The 19,155-nt window shown below is 34.4% G+C and carries 16 protein-coding genes and 2 other annotated features; all 16 genes read right to left on the reverse strand.

Annotated features, from left to right (window positions below; translation table 11 throughout):
- Window position 1: 1 nt before the first annotated feature.
- The 16 genes from FJR73_RS05595 to FJR73_RS05675 all read right to left on the reverse strand — a co-directional run bounded on the left by FJR73_RS05595 (window position 2) and on the right by FJR73_RS05675 (window position 19,144).
- On the reverse strand, window positions 2–568 hold the full coding sequence (locus FJR73_RS05595; RefSeq protein ID WP_125386827.1) for an aminodeoxychorismate/anthranilate synthase component II: 567 nt from the start codon (window positions 566–568) through the stop codon (window positions 2–4).
- Window positions 565–1,926 (reverse strand): anthranilate synthase component I, encoded by a 1,362-nt coding sequence (trpE, locus tag FJR73_RS05600; protein ID WP_140833826.1) that lies wholly within the window; start codon window positions 1,924–1,926, stop codon window positions 565–567. Before trpE ends, FJR73_RS05595 begins: the two co-directional genes overlap by 4 nt.
- A gap of 71 nt (window positions 1,927–1,997) precedes the next feature.
- Window positions 1,998–2,229, reverse strand: a binding site (T-box leader).
- The gene (gene trpB / locus FJR73_RS05605; protein ID WP_140833828.1) at window positions 2,220–3,398 is read right to left on the reverse strand and encodes a tryptophan synthase subunit beta; all 1,179 of its coding nucleotides are present in this window, start codon (window positions 3,396–3,398) and stop codon (window positions 2,220–2,222) included. (Overlaps the previous feature by 10 nt.)
- Window positions 3,399–3,464: 66 nt before the next feature.
- Window positions 3,465–3,696 (reverse strand) — a binding site (T-box leader).
- A gap of 214 nt (window positions 3,697–3,910) precedes the next feature.
- Complete coding sequence (locus FJR73_RS05610; RefSeq protein ID WP_140833829.1) at window positions 3,911–4,912, reverse strand: LacI family DNA-binding transcriptional regulator; 1,002 nt, start codon at window positions 4,910–4,912, stop codon at window positions 3,911–3,913.
- A gap of 107 nt (window positions 4,913–5,019) precedes the next feature.
- Window positions 5,020–5,388, reverse strand: coding sequence for a hypothetical protein (locus FJR73_RS05615; RefSeq protein ID WP_023943875.1), 369 nt, complete (start codon window positions 5,386–5,388; stop codon window positions 5,020–5,022).
- A gap of 95 nt (window positions 5,389–5,483) precedes the next feature.
- Window positions 5,484–6,194 (reverse strand): MgtC/SapB family protein, encoded by a 711-nt coding sequence (locus FJR73_RS05620; protein ID WP_001149045.1) that lies wholly within the window; start codon window positions 6,192–6,194, stop codon window positions 5,484–5,486.
- 2 nt (window positions 6,195–6,196) lie between these two features.
- Complete coding sequence (locus FJR73_RS05625) at window positions 6,197–7,888, reverse strand: iron ABC transporter permease (protein ID WP_023943877.1); 1,692 nt, start codon at window positions 7,886–7,888, stop codon at window positions 6,197–6,199.
- 11 nt (window positions 7,889–7,899) lie between these two features.
- Complete coding sequence (locus tag FJR73_RS05630; protein WP_000589137.1) at window positions 7,900–8,910, reverse strand: ABC transporter ATP-binding protein; 1,011 nt, start codon at window positions 8,908–8,910, stop codon at window positions 7,900–7,902.
- A 102-nt stretch (window positions 8,911–9,012) separates the two neighbouring features.
- The gene (locus FJR73_RS05635; protein WP_000738377.1) at window positions 9,013–10,080 is read right to left on the reverse strand and encodes an extracellular solute-binding protein; all 1,068 of its coding nucleotides are present in this window, start codon (window positions 10,078–10,080) and stop codon (window positions 9,013–9,015) included.
- A 24-nt stretch (window positions 10,081–10,104) separates the two neighbouring features.
- Window positions 10,105–10,764, reverse strand: a complete 660-nt coding sequence (locus FJR73_RS05640; protein ID WP_000793811.1) for a DUF1868 domain-containing protein — start codon at window positions 10,762–10,764, stop codon at window positions 10,105–10,107.
- A 183-nt stretch (window positions 10,765–10,947) separates the two neighbouring features.
- Entirely contained in the window at window positions 10,948–11,958 is a 1,011-nt protein-coding gene (gene galE / locus FJR73_RS05645) for a UDP-glucose 4-epimerase GalE (RefSeq protein WP_061743800.1), read from the reverse strand.
- Window positions 11,959–11,970: 12 nt separating this feature from the next.
- The gene (gene galT / locus FJR73_RS05650; RefSeq protein WP_140833830.1) at window positions 11,971–13,446 is read right to left on the reverse strand and encodes a UDP-glucose--hexose-1-phosphate uridylyltransferase; all 1,476 of its coding nucleotides are present in this window, start codon (window positions 13,444–13,446) and stop codon (window positions 11,971–11,973) included.
- Window positions 13,447–13,458: 12 nt separating this feature from the next.
- The gene (locus FJR73_RS05655; protein WP_140833832.1) at window positions 13,459–14,100 is read right to left on the reverse strand and encodes a phosphate uptake regulator PhoU; all 642 of its coding nucleotides are present in this window, start codon (window positions 14,098–14,100) and stop codon (window positions 13,459–13,461) included.
- A 57-nt stretch (window positions 14,101–14,157) separates the two neighbouring features.
- A complete protein-coding gene (locus FJR73_RS05660; protein WP_140833833.1) occupies window positions 14,158–14,904 on the reverse strand; it encodes a protein phosphatase 2C domain-containing protein in 747 nt (248 codons plus the stop codon).
- A complete protein-coding gene (locus FJR73_RS05665; RefSeq protein WP_000834742.1) occupies window positions 14,888–16,996 on the reverse strand; it encodes a glycosyl hydrolase family 28-related protein in 2,109 nt (702 codons plus the stop codon). Before FJR73_RS05665 ends, FJR73_RS05660 begins: the two co-directional genes overlap by 17 nt.
- Window positions 16,997–17,917: 921 nt before the next feature.
- Window positions 17,918–19,144 (reverse strand): DegT/DnrJ/EryC1/StrS aminotransferase family protein, encoded by a 1,227-nt coding sequence (locus FJR73_RS05675; protein WP_140833836.1) that lies wholly within the window; start codon window positions 19,142–19,144, stop codon window positions 17,918–17,920.
- Between the last annotated feature and the right edge of the window lie 11 nt (window positions 19,145–19,155).

The raw sequence follows: 19,155 nt of genomic DNA on the forward strand, positions 1-19,155 counted from the left end.
CTCACTTTACAACCTTCTCAATAAAATTCCGAATAGAAGACAAGCCATCTGGCGTTCCAATGCTCTCTGGATGGTACTGGAAGCCATAAATTGGAAGTGTTTTGTGTTGAATCCCCATGATGGCTTGGTCATCAGTCGAACGAGCTGTCACTTCAAAGTTTTCTGGCATTTCTTCAATTAAAATACTGTGGTAACGCATGACCGCACGGCCATCCTCAATGCCTTGATACAAAACAGATGGCGCTTCAAAGCTGATATTGCTCTGTTTCCCATGCATGACTTTTGGAGCCAAACCTAACTTACCACCAAAGACTTCTGCAATGGCTTGGTGACCCAAACAAATCCCAAGAATCGGCTTCTTGCCAGCAAAATCACGAATCATGTCTTCCATCTTTCCAGCATCAACTGGCCAACCAGGACCAGGAGAAAAGACCAGACCATCTGCTTTTTCAGCTTCTTCATACAGCTTGGGATCATCATTTCTCAAGACCTGTACTTCTGCAAAGTTCCCAATATATTGGGCCAAGTTATAGGTAAAAGAATCATAGTTGTCAATCAATAAAATCATGGTCTTAGTTCTCCAATTCTAGTCATAGATTTAGCTTTGTTAATGGTTTCTTGGTATTCGTTTTGGGCGATAGAGTCATAGACAATCCCTGCCCCAGCCTGCACATAGGCTCTTTGATTTTTAAGAATCATAGTTCGGATGGCGATGGCCAAATCCATATCACCCGTCGCAGACAAGTAGCCGATTGCTCCTGCGTATACGCCACGTTTTTCTGTTTCCAGTTCATAGATGCGTCTCATGGCCCGAATCTTTGGTGCTCCTGAAACTGTTCCAGCAGGAAGTGTTGCTTTCAAGGCATCCATGGCGGTGAGTTCTGGAAGCAAACGCCCCTTGACCACACTGGTTAAATGCATGACGTAGCGGAAGAGCTCCACTTCCATATACTTGGTAACTTGGACACTTGCCGTTTCAGAGATGCGGCCAATATCGTTACGTCCCAAGTCTACTAACATCCGATGCTCTGCTGTTTCCTTCTCATCAGAAAGCAGGTCTGTCGCCAAAGCCTTGTCCTCTTCATCCGTTGCTCCTCTTGGTCGCGTCCCTGCAATCGGATTGGTTGTCACGATGCCATTTTTGACAGAAACCAAACTTTCTGGACTAGCACCGATGATTTGATAATCACCAAAGTCATAGAAATAAAGGTAATTAGATGGATTGGTCACGCGGAGATTTCTGTAGAAGTCAAAAGGATTTCCAGTAACCTCTGCTGAGAAACGCTGACTGAGCACACATTGAAACATGTCACCATTTCGAATCAAGTCACGAGCTGTTTCTACCATTTCCTCAAACTTCTGAGGAGCGATATGGGGTTTGAAGTCAAGTGGTGGTAAATCCAAGTCTGCAAATTCATTTGCTGCAGGAATACGTAATTCCTCAAGCACTTGGTTCAAGGCTTCTTCCAAGTCTTCTTGACTACGCTCACTATAGAGAGCATCCTCGATGACATGGATTTTCTCCTTCTTGTGGTCAAAGACCATGTAGCTCTCATAGACGAAGAAATGCATGTCTGGCGTTCCAATTGTATCTTGAGGAATTTGACCAATTTCTTCATAAAGCGAAATCATATCGTAACCAACAAAACCAATTGCCCCACCACCAAAAGGAAGGTCTGAATGGTGCTGGCTCTTATGAGTCACTTCATAAAGAAAATCCAAGGGATCACGATCAATCACTTGACCATTTTGATAAAGGACCCCATTTTCAAACTTAATCTCAAAAACTGGATTATAGGCTAGGATAGAAAAACGAGCTGTTTCCTTGTCTCTCGGAATACTCTCTAAGATAACCTTGTGTTGCCCCTTTAGGCGCATATAAGCCAAGATTGGTGATAAGACATCTCCATGAATGATTCGTTCCATTGTAATTTCCCTTTCAGTTCTAATTCTAGTTGGTGGCGACTGTATGAAAAATCCCCACGCAAAATAACTTGCGTGAGGACGAAATTCGCGGTGCCACCTCAATTATAGGATTTCTCCTATCTCTCATTCCTGTCTCAGATACCTCCTGTAACAGGCTGTGCGATAAAGGGCACTCCCTTGAGAATTATGTTTTCTTCTCTCGTTTCAGATGGACCCAACCTTACAGCATTCTCTGCTTGTTTTCAGCAACCACAAGCTCTCTGTGAGAGAAAAGACTGTAATTTTTCCATCTTTTATTTTTTAGCTTCTAGGTAGTCCGCAATTGCAGCTACGTCCTTGTCTCCACGACCAGAGACATTGATGATGATAATGTCGTCTTTACTTAGTTTTGGTGCACGTTTAACCGCTTCTGCGATAGCGTGCGAACTTTCAATCGCTGGGATAATTCCTTCTGTCTTGCTGAGAAGGAGGAGAGCCTGAACAGCTTCTTCATCCGTCGCAGCAACATATTCCACGCGACCTGAATCTTTGAAGTAGGCATGTTCTGGGCCAACCCCTGGATAGTCCAAACCAGCTGAGATAGAGTAAACTGGAGCCAGCTCTCCGTCTTCCTTAAAGACTGCATAAGTCTTCATGCCATCAACAATTCCGATACTACCTTTTGTCATAGTAGCTGCGTGCTTGTCTGTATCAAGTCCATGACCAGCAGCTTCGACCCCAACCAATTTGACTTCTTCATCAGCCACATACTGTGAAAAAGCACCGATAGCATTGGAACCACCACCTACACAGGCAATAATGTAATCTGGCAAGCGTCCTTCTTTTTCTAAGATTTGACGACGAGATTCTTCACTGATGACCTTTTGGAATTCATGAACAATGGTTGGATATGGGTGCGGACCCACAGCAGATCCCAAAACATAGAAGGCTTCAAGGTCATTCATCCATGCTCCAAAGGCTGCATCAACTGCATCCTTAAGGGTACGAGTTCCAGTTTCAACTGCGTGAACAGTTGCTCCCATCATCTCCATTCGAAAGACATTGAGACGTTGACGTTCCACATCCTCTGCTCCCATGTAGACATCACAGGCCATACCAAACTTGGCTGCAGCCGCTGCTGTCGCAACACCGTGCTGACCAGCTCCTGTTTCCGCAATCACTCGTTTTTTGCCCATACGTTTGGCCAAAAGAATTTGTCCTAAAACGTTGTTGAGCTTGTGAGAACCAAGGTGGTTAAGGTCTTCGCGCTTGAGATAAATCTTAGCGCCACCTAGGTGGTCTGTCAAACTTTCCGCAAAATAGAGCGGTGTTTCGCGACCTGAATAATCCTTCAAGTAATGGCGAAATTCTGCCAAAAATTCTGGATCATCCTTGTACTTGTCAAATGTCACTTCCAACTCATCCAACAAAGCCTGAATCGGCTCCGGTACAAAACTACCACCAAATTGTCCAAAATAACCTTTAGTTGTCATAAAATTTTTCCTCTTTCTGTATTGATTTCAAGATATGAAAAAGCCCACACACAGAAAATTACTCTGCGTGAGGGCGTTGGTAACGCGGTGCCACCTCAATTATAAAGGGACTATTCCCCTTTATATCTCTGCCTTGTCTAACAACAAGTTGCACTGTAAGGTGTGCGCACCGAATTTTCATTGTTTCAAATTCATTTTTAAAATCAGCCCACTTTCACTACTTCCAACCACCTGTTCACAATGACCACAGGCTCCCTGAAGATCAAAAATAGTTACTTTTCTGATTTATTGAACTTATTTTAATACTTTGTTTTTCCTTTGTCAAGACTTTTTTACAATTTTTTTGAAAGATGTGTGATTCGAATGTGATAATGTCTTTAGTAAATCGAACGTGAAAATGTCCCACTTGTTGGAAATTGGATCCAACTCAATAGAAACTGAATAGATGCTAAACAGAACTTACTTTAGAACACTCCATCTTTTCCATTAGGATTTTCAAGAATTAAACAATACTAGAAACTCTGTCTCCTAACAAGTTTAGTAGAAACTTCAACAGATGTGACACTTTCCCCCTTTATAATTGCTAATACCCCTTCAATCATTTCTTGAGCTAATTTAACATAATTAGGAGAAATTGTAGATAAAGCTGGAGTATAATATTGAGAAATTGGAATATTGTCAAATCCGATTATTGAAATATCATCAGGAATGGTAATTTCCTTCTCATAGCAAGAACGAATCAATCCCTGTACTTTTTCATCACCGGATACAAAAATCAAATCAGGATAATTTTGATTAGATAGATGTCTTGTAGCATATGAATAAACAGAATCTATTGTAGTTAGACCATATACTACTTTCAAATCCATTTCATAGTTATTATCATTTAAAAAAGCACGACCCCCTCTCTCTCGATCAATATTAACAAGGGATTCTCCTCCCATAAGTAACCACATACTATTAATGTTTTCTTTTGATACTAATTTCATCATGTCATAAGTGGCCTGAAAATTGTTGTTAGAAACATACACAACATTAGGTGTTCTAGATTCTCCAAAAACTATGAATGGCATTTTATTCTTTTGCAAGTAATTAATCCGAATATCTTCTTTACTTTCATAAAATACTATTACACCATCTATCAAGCTTCCTGTACTCGAGATTATTGAATTACTAATTGTATCTTCTTCACTAAAATATTCAACAATAGCGTTAACACCATACTCTTTACAAGTTTGTAAAACTTTATCTAATAAAGTTTGAAACCAAATTAAAGGAAAAGAGTCGATTTTTTTTACAGAAATCAATATATTTATAGCTTCTTTTTTAGTTAAATTTTTTGCATACGCATTTGGAATATACGACAATTCCTCTATAACTTTTTGAATCGCTTGATAAGTTTCTTCTTTAACATTTACTCCACCATTAATAACTCGTGAAACTGTTTTTGGAGAAAAACCTGATAAACGTGCAATATCATAAATAGTTACCTTTTTCCCATTTATATTTTTCATTTCAGTCCTCCATTACGAACATTCTAATATTACTATACAATATTTAATTTTTTTTAACAAGAGAATTTTGTAAATTATTTAAGATCCACAAATTCACAAAATTAATTTTACAAATATTCTTCCCCTTCAAAAAAGTTTAAATTGCAATTCACACCTTTATTTTTAAGAATGTTTCCAACTTCACGACAAATAAATTCATATGAGAAAAAACTACCATAAAATTGTAGATTAACTTTTTCAGTAAAAATTGTTGGATTTATAAAAATATATAATAGCCTGTCAATGTAACATTCTAACATAGACTTAATTTTTTCTTTAAAAATAACATTTGTTATCAACTCATCAGGAGGTAAATGAAAGGGAAACACCATTTCACAAATATCATAAAAAGAAATAAATTTGTATACTTGTATCAAACAATTATTATCAAAATATTCTATTTTACCTAAATCAAAATAGATTTTAAAATCTTTCATAAAAACCTCTGAGCAAAAATCTACTCAAAAATTAGATGATTAAAACATCTAAAAAACAAAAGGACAAAAACATCTGTCCCTTTGTTTACTAAATTTCAGCTAATTTCTTCGACATAAATAACACCTACAATATTAGCAATTTCTTCCATCAAACGAAGATGTTCAAATCTTCCTGATAGTTCTAGAGTAATAAATGATGCTATTTTTTTTTCTGGAACATCAAAATATTCAATTCTTTCTGAATTAACATCTCCAAATGCAGTTCTAGAATCAGTCATTCTAATGCCATTCTCAGCACAGTATACTAGTACCCGATTATATGCCTCTGTAGATCTAACAACGATATACAATTCGATTATCTTTGAACGACTTTGAAGATATTTTTTTAAAGGTTGGAACATAGTTATAACACTCCAAACAGAAATTGCTCCTAGTACGGCTCCTTCATAAAAACCAACACCTATAGCTAGACCGATTCCAGCTGAAGCCCATATTCCGGCTGCAGTTGTTAAACCAGTTATTTTCTTTTTATCTGTAATAAGTATTGTTCCAGCCCCAAGAAAACCAACACCTGATATAACTTGCGCACCTAAGCGTGTAGGATCTCCTGTACCAAATTTATAAGATACATACTCATTAGTCATCATAATTAAACATGCAGCCAGACAAACAATACTATGTGTACGAATACCTGCTGGTTGAGATTTACTTCCTCTCTCTAAACCAATTACTCCACCAATAACTAATGAAAGTACAATTCTTAATACAATTTCGATATATGATAGTCCTAAGCTTGTTGCCTGCATTATTATTTCCTTTTTCTACTAGCTGGTCTCTGAGTAAAGTATAATACAGAACCAGAAATTATCATTAATACAATAGTATAAACGAACACAAGTGCTTGAGCATTTGAAGTTGCTGTTTCATCACCTGCTGAACGAATAGTTATACCCAGCGGTTGAGCTAATGGATGGTAAAGAAATACAGATAAGTCGAAGTCAGTTAATAAAGAGTTAAAGTTTAAAGCAATAACAGAGAGAACAACCGGTAAAATAAATGGAATGATAACCTTCATCATAGTATAAAAAGGTGAAGCACCCATACTTCTTGCTGCATCTTCCATCTCATCATCAACACTAAATAAAATAGCACGTACCATTCTATAAGAAAATGGGATTTTTACAACTATATATGCAATAAGTAGAATTACCAAACTACCTACCAAAATCTGATTCAAGACAAGAAATTGTGGCTGATTAAAAGTAAATAATAAACTTACTGCTAAAAGTGTACTTGGTAGTAACCAAGGAAGTAGAGCACCATATTCAAATAAGAAATCAAAGCGAGCTTTATGTTTTCTGACAACTCGAGCAAATATAACTGCGAGAATTGTTGCTGTTGTCGCAGCGATAATAGAATAAATAAAGCTGACCAAGAATGGAGAGAATGCCGCACTATTACTAAAGAATAAGCGATAATTTTCTAAAGTAAAGTTTGATAATGTTAAGTTACCTGTTTGAATTGCAACTGGATCTGTAAATGAGTATAATACTATAAAAATTAGTGGAAGCATGAAAACTGTGAACAATCCATATGCTACAATGTGAGCAATGATATTCCAAGGCTTAGATGCAATTTTTTGTTTTTTAAGAGGCGCTTTAGTCTTAGAGATAGAAATATAATTTCCACCTTTTTCTATCTTATTCATGATAGTAAGCAAAATTGTAGTTGCAATACCTAAAATAATTGCAAGTAAGGCAGCTAAATCACGAGAATTCCCCATCCCTGCAAATGTAATAATCATTGGATTTATAGTTTGAAATCCTTTACCACCAACAATCATGGGTGCTGCTACTGCAGACAAACCACTAAGAAAAACCATAATAGTAAGTGCAAATAGAGTTGGAATTAAGGTTGGTAACACTACTTTTCGGAAAACAGTAAATGGTTTTGCTCCCATATTTCGTGCAGCCTCAATAGTGTGATAGTCAACGCTTCGAATTGTATTTGTTAAAAACAATGTATGATTAGCAGTTCCTGAAAATGTCATAATGAATAAGACTGCACCATACCCAATAAACCAGTTAGGGTCTAAAGAAGGGATAACATTTTGTAAAAATTTTGTTATCAATCCATAAGGACCATAGACAAATTTATATCCAGTCGCTAAAACCACTCCTCCATAAATTAAAGAGGTCATATAGCCTAATTTTAAAATTTTAGCACCTTTAATATCAAAGTACTCTGTAAATAGAACACAAAGAATACCTACGACATTAACTGTAATAATGAGTGAAAATGCTAACTTAAAACTGTTCATAATACTCTGAAGTGCCCTCTCAGATTTTAGAACACGATGTACAGCTTCAAGGGAAAATTCTCCTCCTTTTACAAATACATTCACTACTAGATCAAAGTTTGGATAAATAATAAATGTTACTAGGAACCAGATTAACCCTAAACGAATAAGCCAATCTTTTAAATTTAATTTATGACGCATACTGCACCTCCTTAAAATTGCAGAACGTCTGATGGTGTGATAAATAAGTCCACACTTTCTCCGACAGATCTAATAGCAGCCTGACTATCAATACTTGTTACATTAAGAATCTGACTTTCAGAAACTTTTATTGTATAGTGAATTGTAACTCCAGAAAACTCAACATCAATAATTGTTCCTTTTAGAATGAAATCTTGTTCAGTTTCACGATTGAATCGAACTTTCTCTAATCGAATGTATCCTTTTTTATCTTCTAAGAAAACGCTTGCATTTTTCAGTAATACTTCGTGGACTGTTTCATCGGTCAAAACATTAATATCGCCAATAAAATCACATACAAATTCAGTTTGAGAATTATGATAAATCTCTACAGGTGTACCGACCTGTTCGATGTATCCATTGTTAAAGACTGCAATTCTATCAGATAAAGTTAAGGCTTCCTCTTGGTCATGAGTAACATATAAAGTAGTAATACCTAACTCTTTTTGAAGTCTTTTCAACTCTTTTCTCAAATCTACACGTAATTTTGCGTCAAGGTTTGACAATGGTTCATCTAGACAAAGAATTTTAGGTTCAAGAACCAGAGCACGAGCCAATGCTACCCTTTGTTGTTGACCCCCAGATAATTCTGATACATTACGCTGTAACTGTTGATCAGAGATCTTAATTTTTGCTGCTACTGCTGATACTTTAGCTTTAATAACATCTGGAGCTACCTTCTTAACTTTTAAACCAAATGCAATATTATCAAAAACAGTCATAGTTGGAAATAGCGCATAAGATTGAAATACAATACCAATTCCACGCTTTTCAGGTTCCAAATGAGTGACATCTGTTCCATTAACTTCAATACTTCCTGATGATGGATCTAGAAAACCTACCAATGCTCTCAAAGTAGTTGATTTACCACATCCTGAAGGCCCAAGAAATGTAAAAAATTCCCCTTCATGTATATCTAAATTCAGATTATCAATTGCAACAAAATCACCATATTTAATTTGAATATTATCAAATTTAATCATCTCACTAACTCCCTCTATTACTAAACCAAAAGCCTCTCTTTATTTCTTCCATAAATTTAGAAATAATAGAGAGACTTGGACATAAAAATTAACTCTTATTTCTTATTGTACGTATTCTAATTCAGCTTTTTCTACCCATTCATCCAAATGCTTTCCAACAGCTTCCCAGTCAATATTTTGTGGTTTCACTTGATCAACAAATTTCTTAGTATCTTCTGGTAGATCTTTGAGGGCATCTTTATTTGCAGGAATAGATCCAAAGTTCTTACTATATTCTACTTGAATTTCTGATTGACCAAACCAATCAATAAATTCTTTAGCTAACGCTTGTTTTTTACTAGTGCTTAAAACCATAGTTTGTTCAGTTACAAATGGTACACCAATCTCAGGAGTCATAACTTTGAAAACAACATTTTGTTCTTTTTGTCCAACTAATGCACCAGAACCCCACATCATTCCATATTGTATTGGATCTTCTTTGTCTAACATCTTAACAATTGAACTTTCTCCCTTTTGAAGAGTGTATGCATTTTTCAAATATTCTTTTGCTACTTCCCAACCTTTTTCGGAAACGCCTAATTCACCTTTATCATCAAGGTATCGAACTAAGATACTTGCTAGAATTGCCCGTCCTGTACCACCTTGAAGACCAGAAATTGAATATTTACCTTTATACTTACTACCTAATTCTGTCCAATCTTTAGGCATTTCTTTTACATCAGGCGCCCCAATTAAAACTAATGGTTGAACAATCACAGGATTATAATAATTATCTTTATCTGATAAAGATTGATCAATTTTATCTAACCATTTAGGCTTGTACTGTACTAGTAATTTTTGATCTCTAATTTTATTTGAATCAACAGCACCAATTCCAAATACCATATCTGCAACTGCATTATTCTTCTCAGCAATAACACGGTCTGCTAATTGAGCGCCAGGGATATCAACCATTTTGATATTAAAACCAGCTTCTTTTGCTTTAGCAGTTAGCCAATCACCACGACCATTTGAGACTGAGTTCGAATAGATTACTAATTCTTGACTTTTATCAGCTTTTTCTTCAGATGAAGAAGCAGTCGTAGAATTTGAACCTCCAGAGCAAGCAGCAAGTGTAGTAAGAGCAACTCCCGTTGCAAGTACAGTAGACCAAACTTTCATTTTTTTCATGATAAGTTCTCCTTTTTTATTATTTTATTTAAATTTTTCGTGATATGGAACAAATTGTCTCATATCTTCAAATACAGTATAGTCAATACGATTTACAGTAATAGTTGGAATCTTCTCTAATAAAATTTCAGTTAATTCTGCTCTGACTTTAGTAAACTCTTCTTCCTCCTCTTCGGTTAAAGGAATTCGAAGATACCCAATTGAAATATGGAATTGATATCTATCATGATTAGGGAAACGAACACCTGCTTTTTCTGAGACATAAGTACGAATTTCTTCTAATCTCTTTGCAGAAGCTTCATCTGCAGGTTCAACTAATATGTTTTGTTTTCCCATTTCAGTTACACGCATATGAATTTCTTCATCCAACAATGGAAAAATTTCAAGTTGTTTAGCAAAGTAATCATGTATTTCCTGTAAAGGTGTATCTAGAGGAAGATTACTGCTCCAAAACTCCGTTTCACGATTTTCATGGCACAACAATTCAATTACAGTCATGTGAATAGAATTCCTTGGAGTTAAAGTAAACTTATCGATAAATGGTAATTCTCTATAACGTGATTGAATAATATCAACAACTTCCATCAAATCTTGTTTAGTATAAAGATTTGCTACAACTGTATTCCCAGGGAAATGATTAAATTCCCCATTCTCTTTGAACTTAATTTTTGTTAAGTTTTTCATATAAAGACCTTCTTTTTTATATTTGACATCGGTGTCATTGTGTTTACATTATACAATGAAACCGTTTCCTTTGTCAAGCGCTTTCAAAAATTTTTTTAAAAAAATTTATCTTTCATTAAATATGAATTTCATTAAAAGGTTAAGTAATTTTTCCAAAATACAGCACTCATATAGACAGTATCATCAATTATAGCCATTGGGATTTTTTGATTGCCAATTCCATGTATCTCTACACATGTCTTCAATCGATTTTGTTGTCCTCCAATTTAATTCCTTATATGCTTTGTCTGCATTTGCATAACAAGTTGCAACGTCTCCTGAACGTCTTGGAACTATTTTATAAGGAATAGGGACCTTATTAACACTTTCAAATGTATTTACAAGTTGTAATACACTAGTGCCTTCTCCCGAGCCTAGGTTATAGATATAAACATCTGTTTTTTCAGATACTTTTTCTAAAGCTTTTATATGTCCTATTGCTAAATCTACTACATGGATATAATCACGCACACCAGTACCATCAAGCGTATCATAATCATTTCCGAACACACTTAGCTCTGACAGCTTACCTACCGCTACTTGTGCAATATAAGGCATCAAGTTGTTAGGAATTCCTGAGGGATCTTCCCCAATCAAACCAGACTCATGAGCACCAATTGGATTGAAATAACGAAGCAACGCAATACTCCATTCTGAATCTGCCACATGAACATCTTTTAAAATTTGTTCAAGCATCACTTTCGTATACCCATAAGGATTTGTCGCACTTGTTTCCATCGTCTCAATTAGGGGTGACTGATTGTTAATTCCATATACAGTCGCACTTGAAGAAAAGACAATCTTTTTAACATTAAATTCTGACATCACTTCAACAAGTGCTAATGTACTCATAATATTATTTTTGTAGTACATCACAGGCTTTTGCACGGATTCTCCGACAGCTTTATAACCTGCAAAATGAATTGCAGCATCAATCGATTCTTTTTCAAATACCTTTCTCAATGCTTGTTTATCACAAACATCTAATTCGTAAAACACGGGACGTATTCCTGTAATTGCTTCAATACGGTCTAGCACCAAGATGCTAGAGTTCGAAAGGTTGTCGACAATGATGACTTCCTTTCCTAAATTTAGTAATTCTACTACGGTATGGCTACCAATATAACCAGCTCCGCCTGTTACCAATATTGCCATTTGGGTTTCCTCCTAATTAATTCCAACCGACTTAACAAATCTCATAAACGCTTCATGCCCAGACGGTGTATTCTTATAAACTCCTGCATCTTCCAGAACTCTCGCAAACACTTGTCCTACTTCGTGTTGAACTACGCTATTAACCTCTTCTTTATTAATGCGAGGATATTTTTCTTTCAATTGGTCGGCCCATTCTAAATGATAATCCGCAATTGCGTTATCCTCTCCTAAAAGATATTTTCCAACTTCTTCTAACTCTGGTTTCAAACGAGGTGGTAATATCGCAAGTCCCATCACTTCGATTAACCCGATATTTTCCTTTTTAATATGTTGTACATCTTGATGAGGATGGAAAACACCATCTGGGTATTGTTCAGTAGTATGATTATCTCTTAGAACAATATCTAATTCATATCTCCCGTCCACTTTACGAGCAATAGGAGTCACCGTATGGTGTGGGACATCTTCAGTCATAGCAATGATGTCTACTTCTAAATCTGAATATTCCCTCCACTTATTTAGAATTTTATTAGCTAAATCTAACAATCGATTTTTATTTTCACTTTGTAACCTAATTACTGACATTGGCCATTTTACAATACCAGCATTAACATCCTCAAAGTCTTTAAAACGAAATTCACTCTCAAATTTTGCTTTTTCCATTGGGAAAATATGTTTCCCTCCCTGGTAGTGGTTATGACTAAGAATGGAGCCTCCTGAGATAGGAAGATCAGAATTTGAACCAGTAAAATATCCTGGCAAAATATCAACAATCTCCAATAATTGTTCAAATGTTTTAGAGGTAATAGCCATTGGTACATGTTGACTATTTAAAAATATCGCATGCTCATTAAAATATGAGTAGGGAGAATACTGGAATCCCCATACTTCGTCACCAAGTTTCAACCGAATAATTCTATGATTCGAACGTGCTGGATAATTTATTCGCCCCTGATATCCTTCATTTTCCATACATAGTAAACATTTGGGATAATTAGTTGCTTTTACTAATTTTTCAGCAGCAATTGTTTTTGGATCTTTTTCGGGTTTTGACAAATTTATCGTAATCTCTAGCTCTCCGTATTTAGTTGATGATCGAAACTCAATATTCTTAGCAATAGCAGAAGTTTTAATATAATCACTATCTTTACTTAACTTATAAAACTCTTCAACTGCTTCTTGAGGTGATATATCATATGAACTCCAAAAAATATCATTTAATCGACTAGGTAAAGGAACTATGAAATTCATTAACTCTGCTCCTAAACATTCCTTTTCCTCGATTAAATCTTTAATTTTACCGTTTTTTAAGGCGATTTCCACTAAGTAATCTTTTATTTGTTTCAGGTCATTTTCATCGGAAATGCGATCAGTTCCCTCCTCACCTATTAACGCTAGTACTCTATTTTTCACATATATTTTGTCAATTTCATTATACATTCCGTATTCAATTACTCTATCAACAAAATTATCAATAATTGTTTTCATATATTTTTCTTTCTAATTTATGTTCCCATATTTTCTATACATTATCCATTTATAAATTGATTGCGTAGTATGAGCAATTTTATCAAGGTGATGAATAATATCTAAAGCACCAATTACTTCAGAAACATTCCCATCATCTTCAAATATGTAATTCATTATTTTATTTTCAATATTTGTACTAAGCTCTTCTATCTCATTCTGTTTTTGTATAACAACCATATCTAAACATCCAGATTGTTCCTCTCTATAACAAGATATAGCCCTATTCATATGCAGTCCGATAACTTCATGAAGTATTTTTATTTCTGAAATAATTTTCTTCAAAATTTCATTGCTTTGAATAATCTGTAGATTTTTTAAAATTTCAACAATTCTATCCCCAATACGTTCAATGTCAGTTGATATTTTTATTACACTAATAATTCTTCTTAAGTCATATGAAACGGGATGTTGTAAACAAATTAACTCATATCCTTTTTTATCAACATTTAGAACTGACTCATTTATGATTAAATCTTCTTTAATCAATTCTATTCGTTCTTCATTTGATAAATATTCAAATAACTTCTCATATTTATCAAGCACAGATACCCAAATGGTCTCTAAATTATTTGATAATTCTATAATTTCATTTTCTAAATATAACCTTAACATTTAGGTACCTCTTCTTAACAAAGTTCAATAGTAACAATTAATATTTTAAACAATATATCAAACATCAATAACTAGAATACTTGCATCATCTTTCTTTCCATAGATTGGATCAATAGCAGAAGAATTTAATCTCATCTTAATTAACTCTTCAAAAGTTTTATTTTGATTATTTTGATAGAATTCATAAAAGCCATCGCTCATTAAAACAATTTGTTCACTAGTAACATCTATTTGATTAATAATAGCATGGTCTAAAAATCTCTCATCCAACGAACCTATCCAGTACCCACTCGGTTGATTAGATAATTTTCTGATTTTTTGTAAAATAATTTTTTTATTTAAAACACTATTTGTACCAATTGAGTCTTTTATCTCATTTTTCCCTTTTTCAAATAAGTTATCTACTCTATGATCAGTTATTTCCATTTCGTTTACTAACATGACGCAGTCACCTAGCATCATATACTCCAACTTTTTTTCTGAAAGTTTAGCAAATATAAAAGCAAATGTTGGTAAGCGATAATACTCTGTTAATTCATATGAGTTTAAACCGATTTCATCTTTAACCTCGAGTAAAGCAGTTTCAAATATTTGTTTAAGAGTTTTTGATTCTTTACAATTAACCGACAAACTTTCTGATAAAATATGTACAACTTCTGAGACTGAATAACCTATCTCCTCTTTAGAATTATATAAATCTGTAGCTCCATCAATAATCCAAAAATACTGATTTTGTGAACCTACAGCATCCTCATTTTCTACGGAACTTCCTTGTATCGAACAAATTTTATTTATCTTTACCATAATACTTCAACCCTTTTAGTGTCAAAAGTAAACCAATTCCTGTCACTGTTAAGAATAGTTCCATAATCTTGTTCGAACCAGTCTTTGGTAATTTTTGTTTTACCTCTACTATTTCTTTAGATTTATTAATATGATTTTCAGTTTCTCTGCCATCTCCAACTATTTTATGGTTCACTTCTTCTATCTTATTATCTTGTTTATTGTCGATCTTGTCATTAATTTGTCTATTATCTTTACTTGAGTTAAACTCTCCTTTCTTCTGGTTACTATCAATTACATTATTTGAATTAGATTGTTTTTCATGCACATATGAACTTGTTTTAAATTTTTCCTCTTTGTTTTTTTCTTTTTCGTTTTTATCACTTAAGTTATTTGTTACAATTTTGTAAAGCCCATTCTCCGTTACAATATTGAAATTACCATCGCTATCACGTATAACTGGTTCTTTCCCATTTGCATTAGATTTGATGAATGATATATACTTACCGGATAAATTATAAAATTGGTTATTTAAAACGGTTATTTTACCCTTTGAATCCTCAATAACAATTCCTTCTTTACCACCGAATATACTATTCTCTGAGACTACTAAATTATCACTAACTCGTAATAATTCAATATTTGGTTGTTCTGTTTCCTTAGAATTATTATTAATTACATTTTTTGTTACAGTAATATCTGATACTTTTCCTAAATATTCTGCACTATCTTTTGCTACTCTAATAGCCTTTGTTTTAGGATCAGAAATATAAAATGTATTTTCAGTAATAACGACTTTCTTATTTAAATCAAGTTCATCTTTTACATTTTTATAACTAAAAGCATTTATTAAGGCTGCACCATTTTCTCTATAATGTACACTTTCTCCTTTTACTTTCTTATCAAATCTATTTCCTTTAATTAAAATATCAGTAAATCCAGTAAAACGTACACCAGAATACATCATGTTATCAAAATGATTATTTAAAATTTTAATATTAGAGGGGTTCTGTGTCGACAATGTTTGATAGTGTGTACCAATTGCTGTTACTAATTCTCCAGATTTATCACTTTTACCAAAATATGAATTTTGAATAGTAACATTTTCAGATTTTTTCCCATCATCATTCAAAGCATAAGGAAAACCTTTTCTAGTCAATGGTTCAATCTGAATACTCTCCTTACTTATAATTTGCCCATCTTTCATAGTTTTAGGTAAAGCTTGACCAAGAAAACGAGAATTATCGACTAATACATTTTTCGAACCTGCAATTTGAATAGCATGCCCTTGATAACTATCCTTGAATGTTACATTTTTTATAGTTACGTTATTTGAATTCCCAATAGCAAATGCACCTGAAGAATTTATAAGTGGTAGATTTTTTGCTTTAGTTCCTTCTTCATTCAAAGCACCGTTCATATCAATAGTACCACCAGAATAACTAATATCTTCTGTTGGGCCCCATTCTACTTGCGCACCATCATCCGTAAATAAACCTGTCATAAAAACAATAGAAGGGTGATTCTTAATATTTATACCATTTAGAATGGTAGCTTTCTCATTCAATTCTAAGTGTGTATGACTTTTTAAAAAAACAATTTCTTTTACTAAATAAGTTCCTTCAGGAAAATATACATTTCCTCCACCTAGTCCTTTAGCTGCAGCATCTATTGTATCTTGAATTGCTTGACGATCATCATTAACCCCGTCACCTATTGCTCCATAATCTTTAACATTCAAAGCTACGTGTTCGTTCAGATTAGTACTTAAAATAGTATTCACTTCCATCCCAGAGATGTTACCAATCATAGTATCATTTGTTATATCAGGTTTATTTTGATTAATACTCACTCCTCCATTATTATCAGTACTTAAACTTGAATTGTTATCAAGACTGAGAGTATCAGAATGGGGTTCCGCAGATAATGATGTAGATGTGCTACTCAACAAAGAGTTCATTTGCATATTATCTTTAGACGAAGAAGTTTCACCAACTACTTCATTAGCTAAAACACTTTGTGTTCCAATAAATAAAACCGCTAAGAGAACTGAGCAAACTCCCACCTTAGACTTACGAATAGAGAAAACCTCATTTTGTTGAAAAGATTTCATATTAGCCTCCAATTAAAAATATTATGTCCTAATTTAATATTCATATAAATTCCATACCAGAAAATGACACCGCTGTCATTTTCTTTATAATATATTTTTAAATCAAAATTGTCAAGGAATAACACAATAAAATATCAAAATTGTGAAAGCGTGACCATTTATATATCTAACCATACTTCTAATAATTCTTTAACCTTCCATTCAAAAGTGATTACTATCTTTCTTAGCTTGAACATAAAAATATCCTATTCACTGTATTTAAAGCATGTTGACATCTCGTAAAATACTAATTTATAAATACAAGAACAAATATCTTGTCATGCAAGCATTCGCCAGGTATATTTACATGAATATCGTTCATATAGCGGATTGAAATCAAAACAATACAATATATTTCTTAAATAGATTTTCTATAAAAGCTAGATTCAAGCTCTATAAAAATAGACGCAGTTCTTCTAAAATACTGGAATAGGACATATAGATCATTGTAGACACGTGTTTTATAGATTATTTCAAAAGAATGACTAGAACATGAAAAATAGTCTCAAAACTTTGAACAATATTCTGAAAACAAAAAAGAAAGACGCGAGTTTCCACAACCTCATTCGTGGAAACTCGCGTCTTTCAAAAAATAGGGTGAATTGAAAACTAGAACAAGACACTACATTTTCTAAATGATGCCTAATAAAAATTCTAAATGCTACACCAAATTGCTCACATCTCATTTCAAACCATACAGTATATTGAAACTATAAGAGTACACCTTTGCTTCTAAAATATTGCTAGAAATTAATTTGACTATCCTGATTGATTTGTCCTGTTTTTATTTCATTTTACTATAGGACTTTCAATTGAAAACAACAGTTTTACACTCAATTAGACTTTTTAGAAACAGAATCACTATTACTTGACTGTAGTTTGTCATTTTTTTGATGAAGTTAGCACTTTTTCAGAAACTGTTTTGAAAGTCTCAATGATATAGTCCACTTCTTCATCGCTTAATTTAGTGTGAAGAGGGAGCGTAATTTCATTTTCAAAGAAGGTATAAGCCTTAGGATAATTCGCCATATCAAAACCAAGATTCTTATAAGCTGTCAAGAGCGGAAGTGGCTTGTAATGTACGTTACTTGCAATTCCTGCTTTAGCCAGTTCTTGGATAATAAGATTGCGTTCTTCTAAGCTCGCTCCTTCTACATGGGTGATATAGAGATGGCGTGAAGATTCGACAGTTTCAGTCTTATGTGCCAAAGGATGAATGCGAGAACCTGCAAAACCACGATCATAACGGTCCACGATGTCCTTACGACGTTGCAACAAACTTGGGTAACGGTCCAATTGTACCAAACCAAGTGAAGCCATGATATCGGTCATGTTACACTTATAGGCTGGTGTGACGATATCGTATTCCCATGAACCCAGTTGCATCTTAGCAAGTGCATCCTTAGTTTGACCATGAAGGGAAAGAATTTGGAATTCCTTGTACATCTCTTCGTCGTCAATCGCTGGATTGGCTTTCCAAGTCGCACTTCCACCTTCTGCCGTTGTAAAGTTCTTAACGGCGTGGAAAGAGAAGGAAGTAAAGTCAGCGATAGAACCAGCTGGTTGTCCTTTATATGTAGATCCCAAAGCATGGGCACTATCAGAAACAATCACGATACGGTTAAAGGCCTTTTGCCACTTGCTTGAAGCAGTAAAGAGATCACGTTTTTTCTCCACAACTTGGAATAAACGGTCATAGTCGCAAACAATCCCCGCAAGTTCAACTGGAATAATCACCTTAGTCTTTTCAGTAATGGCTTGCTCCAGCAAGTCATAGTCCATCTCAAACGTATCTGCTTGGATATCCACCATGACAGGTGTTGCTCCTACGTGAGTGATGACACTACATGAAGCTGTATAGGTCATGGCTGGAACGATGACTTCATCACCAGGTCCCACTTCCAAGACGCGCAAAATCAACTCAAGAGCGGCAGTTGCAGAATTGAGGCAGACAGTCTTAGGCGTCTGTGTGTATTGAGACAAGCGACGCTCCAGTTCTTTTGTCTTAGGACCTGTTGTAATCCAACCAGAACGCAGAGTGTCTGCTACTTCAGCAATTTCTGCTTCTGTAATATCGGGTGGTGAAAATGGAATATTGTAATTTGGCATTGATTTGCTCC

Origin of the sequence: Streptococcus sp. D2, from assembly GCF_006385825.1 — a bacterium.
GTDB lineage: Bacteria > Bacillota > Bacilli > Lactobacillales > Streptococcaceae > Streptococcus > Streptococcus shenyangsis.